This window comes from Flavonifractor hominis (assembly GCF_040095835.1).
Lineage (GTDB): Bacteria > Bacillota > Clostridia > Oscillospirales > Oscillospiraceae > Flavonifractor > Flavonifractor hominis.
In genome coordinates this window covers 804258-820475 of record NZ_JBBMFT010000001.1, presented here as the reverse complement: position 1 = coordinate 820475, position 16218 = coordinate 804258, and the positions used below count along the sequence as shown (strand labels likewise).

Below are 16218 nucleotides of genomic sequence, written 5' to 3'. Positions count from 1 at the left end.
TGTCATACCCTCCGCGCTGTTTGCAGAGTAGCACAACCGGAGAAATTTGTCAACGGTACTCTGAAGACCGGCACCAAAAAGAAAGGCACCTGCTGAAAGCAGGTGCCTTTCTTTTTGGTGTATTGCAACACGATAGATGCCCGGAAGAACACCGAATTGCATGTTGGGTCCGCATTTTAAACCATGGCTTTGAACCAATTCACGCCTTTGTTCCAAACGATTCACTGCGTACAACGCATGCTCAATTATCCTGCCATATGACAAAAGGAAATGGTTGGTCACGTTGTTCCTACCAGCAGAGGCATCAACTGATTGCGGCAGATCCATGCGCCATGGTATTTTGTCCGCACTCTGGTTTTTGCCCGCAGGCTGTGATCCTCCCTCATCAAGTTGACGATAATCCCTCCGTGCTCTTCGTAATATGCCTGTTCTGATGGAACATATTTCTCGTGCGTGTCATAGCCAAAATTTCGCCCGTCCCACCGCAAAAAATAGGCGCCCAGACTGTCCCCCAGTTCTTTCAAGGCGGGCACTGCCTCATTGAGTACCAGGAAATTTCCCCGGCTTGCCGCCTCCAGAACGGTCAGTCCAAAGGATTCGGAGTAGGAGGGACATATAAACAGGTTTGACAGGCCGAACAGTTCGAATACCCCACGGCGAGGGAAGCCCTGCTCATATCCAAGGTCGGAGGTAAAAACCAGATCTTCTTTTTCCAGGCCAAACTTCATCCCCTCGGTCTGAATCGTCCGCTTGTAGATTTGGCCGGGAATATCGGCACTGGGAAAGTCGCAGAAGATTACCTTGGTGCGCTGCTCTGTTTTTCTTTGGATAGCTCCAGCCAGGGCGGCGACCTTCTCAAAACGCTTGCCCGTGGTGAGCCGTCCGGGATAGACCGCCAGAATATCCGCGTTCAGCAGATCGATCCTGCACGCCACCTGCTGAACATCCTGGCTCAGCATCTCCAACAGAGGCAGGCTGTTGTATACGACTGCACAGCTGCCCTGAGGCACATCATACTGCCGGGCCAATGCATCAATCCCCGAGTAGGTGGGGTAGACAAAGCGGGTGTTGGGCATAGGGGTAAAGCGTGCGGAAAAAGGCCATTCCATCTTTTGAGGGCGATTTACTGGCATAGAGTGGGTAAAAGCCAGGAACTTTACCTTCGGCAAGGATTTCTGCGCCTGGCGGATAGCCACATTATGAACCAGATGCCAGCCTTGATAGAGGATGTCGTGCATGATGCACGCATCCACGTCCTGGAGATACCGGACGTAATCTTTGGCAATCCACTCAGCCTCCTCATAAAAGGTCTCATGGACCGTACCTGTGGGAGCGGAGTAGTCGTGCCATACAATGGGGGCACCATGGCGAGTGTTGGTAACCTTCACCCACTCCAGCCGCGGGTCCAGAAATACACCCTGACGCTCCTCATCAGGACAGGTCTCGCTCACCAGGATCTTCAGTTCGACCTGGGCCTCCAGCAGCATTTTGATCTGATCTGCTACCACATTGACCAGGGAGTAGGTAGAAGACAGACCTGCGAACATCGTCAGAATGGCAACTTTCATACCCAATTTGCTCACTTTCTTTATGGACTGGATGGCGCAACAGGGATCTGCTGCGCCATCCTTAGTTTATTCTCTGATATCGTTACATTTGCACGCTTTAAAAAGAGAAATTTTGTCGGTGAGAATGACTTCCAAATTGGAAATGCTGTTGACCATGGATTCCACGGAGCGGTTGGTCTGCAAAATGGTTTCCGAAGTCAGATTGTCAAAGGAAAGGATTTTCTGTATCTTTTCTCCTTCCGCATTGAGAATGTGGGAGAGGGCTGCCTGCTGCAGGGCAACAGAGACAAGCAGGTCCGTAATTGCCTGACTGCGTGGAACAGGGGCTTGGGTGGTCGTGGTGGACGTTGAAGTGGTGGACGTTGTTGTCGTTGTTGTCGTTGTTGTCGTTGTTGTGGTGCTGCTGGTGGTGGTGCTGGTAGTGGTGCTGGTAGTGGTGCTGGTAGTGGTGCTGGTAGTGGTGCTGGTGGTGGTGCTGGTGGTAGTGCTGGTAGTAGTGCTGGTAGTGGTGCTAGTGGTAGTGCTGGTAGTAGTGCTGGTGGTAGTCAGCAGACAAACGGTGGCCTCTGGCAGTTCACCAATAAACAACTCGTTGTGACTTTCGGCATTCCCAGAAAAACTATCAAAGATGATATTACCGTTGATCTGACTGAATGTGGTGTTGGCAGCAGCGAAGGGAGCCAGCACCGAGCCATAAATGGCGGTAGTGCTGTTTGACCAAGTCAACGCCTGAGGAAAGTTCCACAGGATTCGCCGTGCATTCTCTCTGGTAGCTGCCGTGCCATTCCGGAAAATTTGATAGCTGCCATACTGGATAGCAGTACCATCCACATTGATGAGAATGGTGGCGCTCAAGGGAGCGATGATATTAATACCGTTGAGCTGTGCCAGGGAAATTCCGGTACCGTAGAGATTGCTGCTATCCAGAGAGAAAATATTCAAAGTTGCATCGGTGCCGATCAGATTTAACTGATTGAAGACAACCTCGCCGGTACCGTTAGGAGCCAGGGTGCTCCAGAAATTGGAGGCACATTTCAGGTATCGTTCTGCCTCCGCAAAGTCAATGGGTGTCCCTTCAATCAAAAGGCCGTTTGGGTTACCCATGGTATAGTTAATGATTGTGCTGCTGGGATTAACAACTGTGTTGCCGCTGGCATTGGAGCCTGCGGTGACGTTGACCGTTCCATTTATCACAAAAGATGGGTCTGTATTGGCGGGGGGGAGCGGGGTAATACTGGCGCCGACGCCGTAGTTGCTGAGGGTGGCATTGCCGCCGACTGCTACTCGCCCCTCTGCATCGGTATTGCTCAGACTCATGTTGCCGAAAACGAATACGTTATAATCGTTGGCAAGGCCGAAATTAAATGCCATGGTTAATCCTCCTATAGGACTTATACTAGCCCGAATGAGGCTCTTTTGAGTTGGAGCAAATCAGAATTGCTCCATACCTATAGTGTATGAGTCAATCAGACGATGGTGCAAAATAGGGTGGGGCTTCCTTCCGGAAGCCCCACCCTATTTTATCGTTATTCCAGACTGATATCAGGCTGACACAGACAATCATTGAAGCTGGACAACTTGGACTGGAGGATCATTTCCAACCGGGATACCGCGTTGACCATAGACTCCACAGACTTGTTGGTGGCCAGCAGCACCTCCGGGGTCACATCGGGGAGGGCTACCATTTTCTGAATTTTCTCGCCCTCTGCGTTGAGAATATGGGACAGGGCGGTCTCTTCCAGAGCCACCGACTGGATGAGATCCGTGATGGCCTGGTCTCTGGTGGTAGAACTGGCAGTAATAACAGGCATACCCATAGTAAACAATACTCCTTATGCTGGATTGAGCCTTTGCTCTCTCCATCCTATTCACACCTTGACGCTGGTGTTACGCCTGCGGTGCTGCCATGAGGTGTAGACGCACCAGCCCCCGAATTATAAGATGCAACGGAAGAATTTTGAGAAACGAAAAATGAGCCCCGCTTTTCGATAAATAGTTCGAAAAGCGGGGCTCATTCATTGTGGAACATCGCAACGGTATAGATGCCGCAGCTTCCCGGTTTGCACCTAAAACCAAATCGAAGCCCAGCGCAGCGGGTTCGATTTGGAAGCGAGGAGCAGCAGAATGAGCGCGCGATGAGCTTTGCAGTGAAATGAAAAAGCTCGTCGCAAGCGATATGCCGCTTGCGACGAGCTGGTGCCGGTAGTCGGACTCGAACCGACACGATGTCGCCACCAACGGATTTTGAGTCCGTCACGTCTACCAATTCCATCATACCGGCCAATCACCGTTTTCCTATTATACAAGATAAATGGCGCGTTTGCAAGTATTTTATTGTACACAGAAAAATTGGGACGTATAATAGATTCGGCAAACAAGCGGAGGGGAATGGAACGTATGCAGGAATACTACTTTGCACAGATGGACAAACCGTGTCAAGCGGTCTATCGGGACATGCTTACAGGGCTCACCCAACTGGGGCCGTCCTTCTCAGTGCCCAGATTAGAGACCAGACAGCTGAGTGAGGTGCTCTTTCAGCTCCGCCTGGACCACCCGGAGATCTTCTATGTGGCGGGATGCTCCTTTCGGGTCCATCCGCAGGCGTCCCATGTGGAGGTGGTGCCCGAGTACCTCTTTCCGAAGGGGAAGATCCGGGAACACCAGGGCGCCATGCAGGCGCGTCTGGAGAAGCTCTGCCGCCCGGTGCAGGGGAAGAGCGCACTGGAGCAGGAAGCGTATATTCATGACTTTATCTGTACCGGCGTGCGTTATGACAAACTGAAAAAGCCCTACTCCCACGAGATCATCGGCCCGTTGGGGCACGGCGTGGGAGTGTGCGAGGGGATGGCCAAGGCGGTGAAGGCTCTGTGTGACCGGCTGGGGGTATGGTGCATCGTGGTCATCTCCCAGGCAGCGCCCGAGCGGGGGGTGCGTTACCGTCACGCCTGGAACGTCGTACAGCTGGGCGGCAGCTATTATCACCTGGACGCCACCTTTGACCGGACTTTGAGCGGGGAGGGGGCGCCGCGGTACGACTACTTCAATCTGGACGACCGGCAGATCTTCCGGGACCATGAAGCCCTGCTGTACCCGGCCCCCGCCTGCGCAGACGGCACGCAGGGCTACTACCGGGTGCACAAATGCTCCTTTACCCGGTTGGAGGAGGTGGAGAAACGAGCGGTCCAGGCGGTGCGGAAGGGAAAGACGCTGCTCTTCCAGTGGCGGGGCGGCCCCCTTACTCAGGACGTACAGACACAGCTTTTGACCCTGTTGGAACAGTCCGCGGCCCAAAAGGGGCGGTATATCCGCGTGAGCCTCAACCGCCCTCAGGCGGTTTTTCAGGTGGACTTTCCCCAGCAGCCGCCCCAGGCAGCTTGTACCGACCAACAGGCGGACGCAGAGGCGGAGTGATTATAGAAGATGCAACCGCTGTCCATTCCGGGAAAAACGGGGTTGACAGCGGTTGTGTATATCATCATAATTGATATATCAACTGTTGATATATCATCAAAGGAGGCGAGCGGTGTGGAGCGGACGTTCCATATGCTGCTGTACCGGGCCTTTCACGCCCAGCGCAATTATCTGCGGGCCAGTCTGAATGAGCTGGGACTGGGCTCCGGACAGCCCAAGCTGGTGGCCTATCTGGCTGCCCGCGGGCCCTGCCGGCAGCGGGAAATGGCGGATTATTTTGATGTGGACCCGGCCACGGTGTCCCGGATGCTGGACTGCCTGCAGAAGGGCGGCTTTGTGACCCGGCGGGCGGACGAGCAGAACCGGCGCTGTGATCTGGTGGAGGTCACCGAACTGGGACGGCAGGCCAGTACGGTCTGGAGAGAACGCTGCCAGCAAGCGGAGGAGGTTATGCTCCGGGGATTTACGGAAGAGGAGCGGGAGCGTTTTTCTGACTATCTATCCCGGGCGTATCAGAATCTGCGCCGGGGAGAGAAGGAGGGGGAACTGTGAAGGAACTCAAGAGGCTGTTCTCTTACCTGGGACCTTACCGGTGGGATATGCTCATCGGCGGATTGCTGGTGTTGGTGGAGACCGTATTCGAACTGATCATCCCGGTTTTAATGGCCGACCTCATTGACGTGGGGGTGGGGAGACAGGATCTGCACTATATTATGGTCAAGGGGTTGCAGATGGGCGTGTGTGCGGTGCTGGCCCTCATCACGGGCCTGCTCTATGCCCGCTTTGCCGCCCGGGCGGCTTACGGCTGGGGCGCGCGTATCCGGGAGGCACAGTATACCCGGGTCCAGGACTATGCCTTTTCCAACCTGGACCGGTTTGAGACCTCCTCCCTGGTGACCCGGATGACCACCGACGTGACGGTGCTGCAAAACGCCATCAACGGCGGGCTGCGGCCCCTGGTGCGCAGCCCGGTGATGTTGGTGATGGGACTGGGGCTGTCCTTCTGGATGAACGCCCGGCTGGCCCTGGTCTTTGTGGTGTGCGCGCCTGTGCTGGCGCTGATCCTCTTTTTTGTGGTACGCACGGTGGCACCCATGTATGGCCGCCTTCAGAAAGCCATGGACAGACTTAACAACGTGGTGCAGGAGGGATTGACCGCCATCCGGGCGGTGAAGGCCTTTGTTCGGGATGAGTATGAGGAGGAGAAGTTCCAGAGCGTCAACCAGGAACTGATGCAGACCAGCCAGCGGACGTTTCACTTCGCGGTGCTCAACCTGCCGGCGTTTCAGTTCACGATGTATACCGCCATGGTACTCATTTTGTGGTTCGGCGGCGGTATGATCCTGAAGGGAGAACTCCAGGTGGGGGAGCTCACCGGCTTTCTCAGCTATGTGCTGCAGGTGATGAATTCCTTTATGATGATCTCCAATGTGTTCCTGCTGCTTACCCGCTCTCTGGCCAGCGCCCACCGCATCGCCGAGGTGCTGGATGAGGAGACGGCGCTGGCCTCTCCGGCCCAGGCGGTGGAGGAGGTGCCCGACGGCAGTGTGGATTTTGACGGGGTGTCCTTCAAATACCGCGCCGACGCCCGGGAATATGCCCTGGCCCATGTGGACCTGCACATCAGGGCGGGCCAGACCGTGGGCATTCTGGGCGGGACCGGTTCGGCCAAGACTACACTGGTGCAGCTCATCCCCCGCCTCTACGACGCCACGGAGGGGACGGTCCGGGTGGGCGGCCGGGACGTGAGGGAATACGACCTCAAGGCTCTGCGGGATGCGGTAAGTATTGTGCTGCAGAAGAATGTACTTTTTTCAGGCAGCGTGCGGGAAAACCTGCGCTGGGGCGATCCGGACGCCGACGATGAGACGCTGTGGGCGGCCTGCCGCGCGGCCTGTGCCGACGAGTTTTTGGAGCGGATGCCCGGCGGGCTGGACGCCGATCTGGGACAGGGGGGCGTCAATGTCTCAGGTGGACAGAAACAGAGGCTGTGTATTGCACGGGCCCTGCTGAAAAAGCCAAAGATCCTGATTTTTGACGACTCCACCTCGGCGGTGGATACCGCCACCGAGGCGAAGATCCGCGCCGCTCTGGCCAAACTCACCGGCGTGACCAAGATCATCATCGCCCAGCGGGTGACCTCCGTGATGAATACCGACCTCATTGTCATCCTGGAGGACGGACAGATCCACGCCTGCGGAACGCACGATCAGCTGCTGGCTTCGGATCCCATCTACCAGGAGATCTACGCATCCCAGATGAAAGGAGGGGAGGAGCATGGCCCGTCAGCTCAGTGCTAAAAAGCCGAAACACCTGGGCTATACCCTGCGTACCCTCATGGCTTATATGGGCCGGCATAAGTTCCTGCTGCTGGCGGTGGCGGTGCTGGTTACCGTCAGTGCCCTGGCCAATCTGCTGGGGACCTATATGATCCGTCCCGTGGTCAATGGCCTGGCCCAGGGTGGGATAGAGGCCCTGCTGCGGGGAGTAACTCTTACCGCAGGCATTTATCTCATTGGTGCTCTGGCGGCCTGGGGCTATACCCAGACCATGGTCAAGGCGGCGCAGAAGGTACTTTTTGACATCCGCCGGGACCTGTTTGCCCACCTGCAGAAGCTGCCGCTGCGCTTCTTTGATACCCGCCGCCACGGTGATGTGATGAGCTATTTCACCAACGATGTGGACACCATCTCTGACGCACTCAACAACAGCTTTGCCATGGTGATCCAGAGTTTTATCCAGGTGGTGGGTACCCTCACCATGCTGTTTATCCTCAACTGGCGGCTCACCATGGTGGTGGCGGTGTGCTATGTGGCCATGTTCCTCTACATCCGCTTCAGCGGAAAGCGGAGCAAGGCCTATTACCGCCGGCAGCAGGCCAGCCTGGGGGACCTGGACGGCTACATCGAAGAGATGGTGGCCGGGCAGAAGGTGGTAAAGGTGTTCAACCACGAGCGGGAAAACCTGCGCTGCTTTCGGGAGAAAAATGAGGCGCTGCGCAAGGCGGGCACGGGAGCCCAGGGCTATGCGGCCACCATGGTCCCGGCAGTGGTGAGCATTTCCTACATCAACTACGCTATCGTGGCCGCTCTGGGCGGATATATGGCTATGAAGGGCATGACCGATGTGGGTAGCCTGGCCAGCTACCTGGTTTTTGTACGTCAGGCGGCTTTGCCCATCAACCAGTTTACCCAACAGACCAACTTCCTGCTGGCGGCTCTGGCGGGCGCCGAGCGGGTTTTTGAAGCCATGGACCAGCCGGTGGAGGTGGATGAGGGCCAGGTCGTGCTGGAGAAACAGCCCCAGGACGGCTGGCGCTGGAAAAAGCCGGACGGCACCACGGTGCCGCTGCGGGGGGATGTACGCTTCCAAGATGTGACCTTCGGCTACGAGGAGGGGCACCCCATTCTGAAAGGGATCACCCTCTTTGCCAAACCCGGACAGAAGATCGCCTTTGTGGGCTCCACCGGCGCGGGCAAGACTACCATTACCAACCTCATCAACCGCTTTTACGATGTGCAGGGCGGCAGCGTGGTCTACGATGGTATTGATGTGAGAGACATCCGGAAAGACGACCTGCGCCGTTCTCTTGGCATTGTGCTCCAGGATACCCACCTCTTTACCGGTACGATCGCCGACAACATCCGTTTTGGTAAGCTGGACGCCACGCAGGAAGAGATCGAGCGGGCGGCACGTATCGCCAACGCAGACTCCTTCATCCGCCGCCTGCCCCAGGGATATGAGACGCGGATCACCGCTGACGGGGCCAATCTTTCTCAGGGGCAGCGGCAGCTGCTGGCCATTGCCCGGGCGGCGGTGGCCGATCCGCCGGTGCTGATTCTGGACGAGGCAACCTCCTCCATCGATACCCGGACCGAAGCGCTGATCGAACAGGGAATGGACCGGCTGATGGAGGGGCGCACCGTATTTGTCATTGCCCACCGGCTAAGTACCGTGCGCAACGCTGACGCGATTTTGGTGCTGGAGCACGGCACCGTAGTGGAGCGGGGAAGTCATGCCGATCTTCTGGCACAAAAAGGCATATATTATCAATTATACAATGGGATGTTTGAATTGAGCTGAAAGAATGACTGGTTGGTCGAAAAAAACTTGTCAAAGCAGTCAGAATGTGTTAACCTGTATAAAAAGATTCAGAACAGGAAGGGTAAACTTATGAACCTTTATGAGTCTGCGGAAAACTATCTGGAAGCTATCCTCAGCTTGCATGAGCGGCATGGTATGGTACGCTCTATCGATATTGCCAATGAACTTCACTTTTCCAAGCCAAGTGTCAGTGTGGCCATGAAGAAACTGCGGGAGAGCGGCTATATCGAGGTAGATAAGGATGGCTTCATCTCACTGCTTCCGGCGGGGGAAGAGGTGGCCAATCGGATCTATGAGCGGCATAAGCTGTTGACCGAGTTTTTTATCCGCTTGGGGGTGGATGCCAAAGTGGCGGCGGAGGACGCCTGCAAGATCGAGCACTATTTAAGTGAGGAGACCTTTCGGAAGATCAAGCAGCATGCCACAGCTAACATGAATCCAGACGAAATCCAATAACCAAAGGAGGGCCGGCATTAGGCGTGCCCTCACAAGGACAACTACGAATTTTAAGGATAGGCAGGTGTTGCGAAGGCAGCACCTGCCAGTTCCTTTATGCACTTTTCGTGGTACTCATGTTCCCAACCACGCCAATGTCCGTGTAGTGGATCTCCACAGTCTGCCTCGCATGTTTGGACCACTTCACATCCTTCTCATGCACCACGATTTTCTCAATGAACAGCCGCAGCAGTTCCGGCGTCAGTTCCTGGATGTCGGTGTAGCGCCTGGCTTTTGAAATGAAGTTGTCAGCGCCGGACACCGTGGCCTTCCGTTTGGCGACCTCCCGCTCCCTTTGCGGGATGGCGGTTTTCAACTGCTCCTGCTCCGCCACATAACTGGTGGAGAGTGTCTGGAACTGCTCTGTGGTGATGCGGCCCAGTACCGAGTCCTCATACAGCCGTTTGAAAATGGCCTCCAGTTCCGCCTCGCGCTTTTTCATGCCTGAAAGTTCCAACTCCTGCCTGCGGATCTCCCGCCGAAGTTCAGCGGACTGCCGGTCACAGATGTAGGCGGCGAACTCCTGCGTGTGCTCCCGCGCCATCGCCGTGACCCTGCGGATGTCCTCCAGCACGATCTCGTCGAGGACACACTCCCGGATGTAGTGGGCTGTACAGACCTCGGCGCCCTCCTTTTTGTAGGTGCGACAGGTGAAATTAGTCTGCGTTGGTTTCATGGTATGCGCCCGATGAAGAACCATTGTGGAACCGCAATCGGCGCAGATGACAAGGCCGGAATACTTGTTGAGTTCCTCCATCTTTGTGGGGCGCTTTCGGTTTTGCCGTACCCGCTGAACGATATCCCACGTTTCCCGGTCAATGATGGCCTCATGGCTGCCCTCAATGACGATACATTCCTCCCGCGGATGCTCTATTTTACGTTTGTCCTTGTAAGATTTACTGCTGAATCGCATATTGATCGTGTTGCCAATATACAACTCATTCTCCAGCATATGCGCGACGGTGCTTTTTTCCCAGTTGTAGGGCTTACCCAGCGAGAGTCCCATGTGCTTAGTACCAAAACGCTCATAGGCATACATAGTCGGACACAGTACCTGCTCACTTTTCAGGAGGCGGGCAATCTGGCTGGGGCCGTTGCCGGCAGCGCAGAGGGCGAAGATGCGGCGCACCACTGCGGCAGCCTCCTCGTCCACAATGAGCTTGCCCTTGGCATTCTCATCCTTTTTGTAGCCGTAGGGTGCCCGTGTCCCCAGGCGCTCCCCGCGCTGAGCCTTGGCCCGCTGTACCGCCCGGATCTTCCGGCTGGTGTCCCGCACGAACCACTCGTTGAACAGGTTTTTGAAGGGCATCAGGTCGTTGCTCTCGGCGTTTTCCGTGTCCACATTGTCGTTGATGGCGATGTAGCGGACGCCGAACTGCGGGAACCGCTCCTCGATGTACAGCCCTGTGTGCAACTGGTTTCGCCCCAGACGGCTGAGATCCTTGGTGATGATGATCCCGATTTTCCCGTCCTCCATGTCCGCCATCATGCGCTGGAAATCCGGCCGGTTGAAACTGGCCCCGGAGTATCCGTCATCCACATAGAATTGGATGTTGGGAAAGCGGTGCTCACGGGCATATGTTTCGAGGATACGCCTTTGGTTTTGGATGCTGTTGGACTCTCCGTCCAGACCGTCGTCCTGGCTCAGACGGCAGTATAGGGCGGTGATTTTCATTTGGTTTGACTGACTCATTCGGTCCTCCTTTTCTCCAGTCAAACCGTCCAGAGTTTGTGTGATGTTACCTCTGCCGGGGCGGTTTGTCCACCCCTTTCCGAAACTGTGCGGGAATTTTTCAAGTCCATGTCAATGAGCGTTTTGAGTTTGTCCTCCGGCGAACAGGCGCCGTCCGCAGGGAACACGGAAACCACATGGATCAGCCGTCCGTGACTCATCTGGTCGCGCTCGGCCACAACTTTTCCTGCCCGGCCGGGCATGGGAATGATTTTGGGCATTGCGTCCCTCCTCTACAGAATGTGAGGGGCCAGGAAACGGCGGATCGGGTCCGGCAGCGTTGCCAAATCCGGTCCCGGCTTACGTTCATGCCCGAAAAGAAAACTCCCCTTCATCTTCTTACCCGAAAAAAGGCCAAGTGAATACCCATATTAAGAAAAAGCGCGAGGTGTCCCATAAAAGGAGCACCTCGCGTTTGGCCTCTTGCGGCATGAGATGGAGGCGTGTATACTAAGCATAGCCGTTCTCGAAAAAGAGAACAGATAGGAGGCACACCGCAATGGAGCAGACATTCGGCAGTTATGTGCGGGAGAAACGAATGGCCCGCGGGCTGTCCCTGCGCGCTCTGGCAGCAAAGCTGGAGGTGTCTCCGGTCTATATGAGCAACATCGAAAATGACCGGAGGCCGGCGCCAACCATGGAGAAACTGAACCACCTCATTGAGATCCTGGGACTCTGTCAGACAGACGCCGAGTTGCTGTTGGATCTGGCCGCCAAATCCAGAACACAGCGGGTGTCCGCAGACCTGCCGGAGTACATCATGGAACGGGATATCGTCCGGGCCGCCCTGCGGACAGCCAAGGAAGTGGACGCCACAGACGAGGAATGGCAGGAATTTATAGACCGCATCACCCAGCGGGGAAAGCGGGGCGAGTGAGAAGGGAGGCAAGCGCATGCGGAAGTATTATACTGAGCAGACGATGGAGAGCATCGCCCGGCGTGTGCTGGATGCCTACGATGAGCGCCTCTACCGTGGGCAGCCCCGCGCCATCCCCATCGAGGACCTCATCGAGCGCCACGGCCTGACACTGGAATTCCAGTACCTCCGCAAGAATGGCCGGATCCTGGGGAAAACTGTGTTTGACACCGGCCTGGAGGCCGTGTACGACATGGAACTGGGCGAGTATACCCTGTTCCCGGTGAAAGCCGGAACCATCCTCATAGACGCCTCGCTGTGTGAAGAAGAAACCAGCACCGGCCGCCTGCGGTTTACCGAGGCCCACGAACTGTCCCACTGGATCCTGCATAAGGGGCTGTATGTGGGTACCGGGGAGAGCGCGGCGCTGCAGCCTGCCGTCAAGGAAACCAGTATGGAGATCCAGGCGAATATGCTTGGGTCCGCCCTGCTCATGCCCATGCCAATGGTGAAACGGTGTTTTTATCAAATGCGGTCCGGCCGGGACAGTCAGGCCATTGTCCAAGCCATGTCGGAGGTGTTCCAGGTGTCCCGCCAGGCTATGCGGATCCGTCTCACCAACCACCACCTGCTGTAAAATTTTTTACCGTAGTGTTCTCAAAATAGAGAACACTTTGCAAGGAGGAACGCCATGCAACAGATAAAAAGGACCCGTGCGGTGCGCTGCCCTGTGTGCGGCCGCGGGCGTGTGATTGACGCCGCGGCCGACGTGGATCCGGGGCGCCTGCGCCTCTACGGCCCGGAGCATGCGGACAAGGCGGAGTTGTTCTCCAAATGCCCCAAGTGTGGGCTGCAGATCGGCATCTCCTTTGAAAAGACCGGATATTCCTAAAAGCAAATAAAATATAGAGTATCGACCTCGTCAAGCGCACCAACCGCCCGCATCAGCAGCGGGATCCACCGTGTTCGGAGCCTTACAGGCAGCAGTTCTGCTGTGCTGTAAGGCTCTTTTTTTGCGCTTTTCCGCGGCAGAACAGCGGAAAGGCACGATATGCGGAACGCCTGGCAGCCCTACATAGCGAAATACCCGTGATCGCCAACTCAGAAGTTTTTCCTAAAAAATCTGAGATTGGAGATCACAACCATGAAAAAATGGCAGGAAAACCGGAATTACAGGAAGATCCGTGACGACAGCGGCGAAGTCGTCGCCCATATCATCACCGTGGATGGTAGGGATGTGGCGGTCACAGAGGACGTATTCGCGGCGTATGCCCAGATGGACCGGCGGGAGCGGTATCTCAGCGAGGATCTGCCCACTGGCAAGGTCCTCTCCCTGGAACAGATGGCAGAGGACGGCGTTTTACCGGACTATGTGGGTGCGGAAACGGCGCCCAGCGCCGAGGACTGCGTCCTTGCACGGGAGTCGGAACGGGAGCGGGAAGAACTGACCAGCCTGCTGCTGGCGGCGCTTATCTCCTTGGAGGACCGGGACAGGCAGCTCATCACCGCGCTGTTCTACGACCACCTCTCCACCAGAGAATACGCCCGGCGAATCGGCGTGACCCAGCGGGCCGTCATCAAGCGCAGGGACCGGATCCTGAAGGACCTGAAAAAATATTTTGAAAAATCTGCGGCGTGAGGGTATTCACTCAGCCCCTTTTTGGGGAGGACAGCGGAAGGGGGAAATACCTCCCCCTTCGCTGCTCCTTGAAAAGTGCATACCAGCAATGCGGGTAACACGCAGCCGTACCCACCCCACAGCGCGCCAGGACCCGGCCCCAGCGGCCGGCGAGCGATTCCGCCTGCGGCCGGCCCTGGCAGGCCGGGCAAGAGATGGGACGGCTCATACAATGACACACCAAGCACGGCCTGCGCGTAAGACAGGCGGCGCTGCTCCGGGATTGAAAGCAGTAGAGATCCCGGAAATATGCCCGTGAGGCCCTGGCCAGGGGCCTGCCCGCATTGTTCCCGAAACCCATCGGGGGGGCGAGTGCGAATACGATGGGAACACGAAAAAAGATAAAAGGACGGAATGATCCATGAAAAAATACACCCATGAAAAGGCCCATGAAGAAGTTGACCGTATTTTCAAAGTCCTGCTGCCCCAAAGGAGTATGGCGGAACGGCCGGAACAGATCCGGCTGTGCCACAGCATCCTGGATGCCATGCTGGACGGCGGCATCGCCCTGTGCGACGCAGGAACCGGCATCGGCAAGACCTTCGCCTACCTGACCGCCGGCATCCTGCATGGCAAGTGCCGGGCGGCAGAGGGCAGGCCGCAGCGCCCTATCCTGATCTCCACCTCCAGCATCGCGCTGCAGAACGCCATCCAGAAGGAGTACCTGCCCCTGCTGTCCGGCGTGCTGCTGTCCGAGGGGCTGGTCTCCGCACCCATTGAGGCGGTCATCCGCAAGGGCAAGGCCCACTACGTCTGCGATGCCCGTCTGGAACGGCGGATCCGGCAGGTGGGGGGCAGCCATAAGAACCCCGCCGCCCGCCAAGCCCTGCACGCCGCCCGGCATGTGCTGGATCTGGACCAGCTGTCCGGGATGAGCAGTTACGACCGGGAGCGGATCTGCGTCCCCAAGCGGTGTAATTGCCGACGGAAGGACTGCCGGTACCGCTGTTTTCTGGACGCCTGCCAGAGCGGGCAGTACACGGTCCAGATCTGCAACCACAACCTCCTGCTGGCGGACCTCATCCACCGCGGCCAAAAGAAAAAGCCCATCCTGCCGGACAACGCGGCCATCATCATAGACGAGGCACACAAGCTGCCGGAAACCGCCCGGCAGATGTTCGGCGTGACGCTGAACGCCCAGGACTTTTCGGAGCTGATCCGCAGCCTGCATGTGGAACGGTATGTCCTCGCGGCGGAACTGCTCTCCGAGGCCGTGGCGCCGCTGACGGAAAGACTGTCGGTCCCGGTGGAGGAAGGAGCTGGATTTGAAACCTACCAGATGTTCCTGGAGCGGCCGCATCAGATCCTGACGGTAATCTGCCGTCAACTGGAGGGCCTGCTGACCAGGGAAACCTGGCGCCTGCTGTCCGCTGTCGCCTCTACTGTGTCCCTCTTTTATCTGGGGAATCCTGAGATGATCTTCTACGCGGCAGACGACGACCACGGCGGGGCCATGCTGTGCGGCACGGTGTCGGAATTGGCCGCGCAGCTCAAAGCCACGCTCTGGCGGCAGGACCAGCCCATCATCCTGACCTCCGGCACCCTTGCCGTTGGGAAGGACTTCAGCCGGTTCCGCACCGCCACCGGCCTGACAGGGGAGCGGCCCGTGACGGAAACTGTGTGTCCGTCCCCCTTTGACTATCAGCACAACTGCCTCCTCTATCTCCCCCCGGACCCGATCCCGCTGGACGCGGCGGACTACTATGACCGGCTGGCCGCGCAGATCCGGCAGCTGGCGGCGGCGTCCCACGGCCACGCCCTGGTGCTGTTCACTTCTTACCTCGCCATGTCGGCGGTCAAGGAACGGCTGCAGGCCGCGGCGCTGCCCTTTCCCGTATTTACGATGGGCCGACGCCCAGCCCGCACCCTGGCGGCGTTTCGGGCCGCCCCCGGCAGTATCCTGCTGGCCACCGGCGCGGCATGGGAGGGGCTGGACTTCGCCGGCGACGGCGTGTCCCTGCTCATCATCCCGCGCCTGCCCTTCGCCTACCCGGACGCTGTCAAAGAAAAAGAGCGGGAGGACTACCCGAACCTGCGGGAGTTCCTGCGCTCCGTTGTCATCCCGGAAATGCAGATCAAACTGCGGCAGGGCTTTGGCCGGGCCATCCGCACGGAAACAGACACCTGTGCCGTCGCCGTGCTGGATCCCCGCGCCGCCCGCGGCCGGAGATATTTCCAGAGCATGGCGGAGGCCCTGCCGGAGATGCCGGTGACGGGCAGCCTGCGGGCAGTGGAACAGTTCTACCGTGACCACAAGGACGCCGGTTATTTCCATCTCCCCAACGCAGGATGAAATTGTTGCATTTGCTGCGTCTGTTCGCCATTCCTTGGTGGTGTTGGTAATGGCTTTCGTGATGCTTTCCGGCTATACTTG

General features: G+C 57.3%; 15 protein-coding genes and 1 tRNA gene. 10 read left to right on the top strand and 6 right to left on the bottom strand.

The window, feature by feature from the left end; genetic code table 11:
- Positions 1-278: 278 nt before the first annotated feature.
- From WMO45_RS04100 to WMO45_RS04085, 4 genes are all read right to left on the bottom strand, one after another.
- Entirely contained in the window at positions 279-1568 is a 1290-nt protein-coding gene (locus WMO45_RS04100; RefSeq protein ID WP_349139279.1) for a glycosyltransferase, read from the bottom strand.
- 66 nt (positions 1569-1634) lie between these two features.
- Positions 1635-2939 (bottom strand): choice-of-anchor A family protein, encoded by a 1305-nt coding sequence (locus WMO45_RS04095; RefSeq protein WP_349139278.1) that lies wholly within the window; start codon positions 2937-2939, stop codon positions 1635-1637.
- Between the two features lie 155 nt (positions 2940-3094).
- A complete protein-coding gene (locus WMO45_RS04090; protein WP_349139277.1) occupies positions 3095-3385 on the bottom strand; it encodes an alpha-helical endospore appendage domain-containing protein in 291 nt (96 codons plus the stop codon).
- Between the two features lie 377 nt (positions 3386-3762).
- A tRNA-Leu gene (locus WMO45_RS04085) sits at positions 3763-3849 on the bottom strand.
- A 107-nt stretch (positions 3850-3956) separates the two neighbouring features.
- Between WMO45_RS04085 and WMO45_RS04080 the strand changes: the two genes are divergently transcribed.
- From WMO45_RS04080 to WMO45_RS04060, 5 genes are all read left to right on the top strand, one after another.
- Positions 3957-4979 (top strand): transglutaminase domain-containing protein, encoded by a 1023-nt coding sequence (locus WMO45_RS04080; protein ID WP_349139276.1) that lies wholly within the window; start codon positions 3957-3959, stop codon positions 4977-4979.
- 114 nt (positions 4980-5093) lie between these two features.
- The gene (locus WMO45_RS04075) at positions 5094-5531 is read left to right on the top strand and encodes a MarR family winged helix-turn-helix transcriptional regulator (RefSeq protein ID WP_349139275.1); all 438 of its coding nucleotides are present in this window, start codon (positions 5094-5096) and stop codon (positions 5529-5531) included.
- Positions 5528-7279, top strand: a complete 1752-nt coding sequence (locus WMO45_RS04070) for an ABC transporter ATP-binding protein (protein ID WP_349139274.1) — start codon at positions 5528-5530, stop codon at positions 7277-7279. The genes WMO45_RS04075 and WMO45_RS04070 overlap by 4 nt, the downstream gene beginning before the upstream one ends.
- A complete protein-coding gene (locus WMO45_RS04065; protein WP_349139273.1) occupies positions 7257-9062 on the top strand; it encodes an ABC transporter ATP-binding protein in 1806 nt (601 codons plus the stop codon). The genes WMO45_RS04070 and WMO45_RS04065 overlap by 23 nt, the downstream gene beginning before the upstream one ends.
- Before the next feature lie 90 nt (positions 9063-9152).
- Positions 9153-9539: a metal-dependent transcriptional regulator gene (locus tag WMO45_RS04060; RefSeq protein WP_349139272.1), complete on the top strand. Its 387-nt coding sequence runs from the start codon at positions 9153-9155 to the stop codon at positions 9537-9539.
- Positions 9540-9633: 94 nt separating this feature from the next.
- Here WMO45_RS04060 and WMO45_RS04055 read toward each other — a convergent pair whose 3' ends face one another.
- Positions 9634-11271 (bottom strand): recombinase family protein, encoded by a 1638-nt coding sequence (locus tag WMO45_RS04055; RefSeq protein WP_172698305.1) that lies wholly within the window; start codon positions 11269-11271, stop codon positions 9634-9636.
- 20 nt (positions 11272-11291) lie between these two features.
- Positions 11292-11531, bottom strand: coding sequence for a hypothetical protein (locus WMO45_RS04050; RefSeq protein WP_155151602.1), 240 nt, complete (start codon positions 11529-11531; stop codon positions 11292-11294).
- A 278-nt stretch (positions 11532-11809) separates the two neighbouring features.
- Between WMO45_RS04050 and WMO45_RS04045 the strand changes: the two genes are divergently transcribed.
- From WMO45_RS04045 to WMO45_RS04025, 5 genes are all read left to right on the top strand, one after another.
- Entirely contained in the window at positions 11810-12187 is a 378-nt protein-coding gene (locus tag WMO45_RS04045) for a helix-turn-helix domain-containing protein (RefSeq protein WP_155151605.1), read from the top strand.
- A 16-nt stretch (positions 12188-12203) separates the two neighbouring features.
- Positions 12204-12803 carry an ImmA/IrrE family metallo-endopeptidase gene (locus tag WMO45_RS04040; RefSeq protein WP_155151608.1) on the top strand — a complete coding sequence of 200 codons (600 nt, stop codon included), beginning with the start codon at positions 12204-12206 and terminating at the stop codon, positions 12801-12803.
- Positions 12804-12857: 54 nt separating this feature from the next.
- A complete protein-coding gene (locus WMO45_RS04035; protein WP_155151611.1) occupies positions 12858-13058 on the top strand; it encodes a hypothetical protein in 201 nt (66 codons plus the stop codon).
- A gap of 252 nt (positions 13059-13310) precedes the next feature.
- Complete coding sequence (locus WMO45_RS04030) at positions 13311-13805, top strand: sigma-70 family RNA polymerase sigma factor (protein ID WP_155151614.1); 495 nt, start codon at positions 13311-13313, stop codon at positions 13803-13805.
- A 400-nt stretch (positions 13806-14205) separates the two neighbouring features.
- Positions 14206-16137 carry an ATP-dependent DNA helicase gene (locus WMO45_RS04025; protein ID WP_155151616.1) on the top strand — a complete coding sequence of 644 codons (1932 nt, stop codon included), beginning with the start codon at positions 14206-14208 and terminating at the stop codon, positions 16135-16137.
- Positions 16138-16218: the final 81 nt, after the last annotated feature.

Coding starts and splice junctions, on each gene's coding strand:
- WMO45_RS04100 (WP_349139279.1), bottom strand. CDS start 1,568: ATGAAAGTTGCCATTCTGACGATGTTCGCAGGTCTGTCTTCTACCTAC.
- WMO45_RS04095 (WP_349139278.1), bottom strand. CDS start 2,939: ATGGCATTTAATTTCGGCCTTGCCAACGATTATAACGTATTCGTTTTC.
- WMO45_RS04090 (WP_349139277.1), bottom strand. CDS start 3,385: ATGGGTATGCCTGTTATTACTGCCAGTTCTACCACCAGAGACCAGGCC.
- WMO45_RS04080 (WP_349139276.1), top strand. CDS start 3,957: ATGGAACGTATGCAGGAATACTACTTTGCACAGATGGACAAACCGTGT.
- WMO45_RS04065 (WP_349139273.1), top strand. CDS start 7,257: ATGGCCCGTCAGCTCAGTGCTAAAAAGCCGAAACACCTGGGCTATACC.
- WMO45_RS04060 (WP_349139272.1), top strand. CDS start 9,153: ATGAACCTTTATGAGTCTGCGGAAAACTATCTGGAAGCTATCCTCAGC.
- WMO45_RS04055 (WP_172698305.1), bottom strand. CDS start 11,271: ATGAGTCAGTCAAACCAAATGAAAATCACCGCCCTATACTGCCGTCTG.
- WMO45_RS04050 (WP_155151602.1), bottom strand. CDS start 11,531: ATGCCCAAAATCATTCCCATGCCCGGCCGGGCAGGAAAAGTTGTGGCC.
- WMO45_RS04045 (WP_155151605.1), top strand. CDS start 11,810: ATGGAGCAGACATTCGGCAGTTATGTGCGGGAGAAACGAATGGCCCGC.
- WMO45_RS04040 (WP_155151608.1), top strand. CDS start 12,204: ATGCGGAAGTATTATACTGAGCAGACGATGGAGAGCATCGCCCGGCGT.
- WMO45_RS04035 (WP_155151611.1), top strand. CDS start 12,858: ATGCAACAGATAAAAAGGACCCGTGCGGTGCGCTGCCCTGTGTGCGGC.
- WMO45_RS04030 (WP_155151614.1), top strand. CDS start 13,311: ATGAAAAAATGGCAGGAAAACCGGAATTACAGGAAGATCCGTGACGAC.
- WMO45_RS04025 (WP_155151616.1), top strand. CDS start 14,206: ATGAAAAAATACACCCATGAAAAGGCCCATGAAGAAGTTGACCGTATT.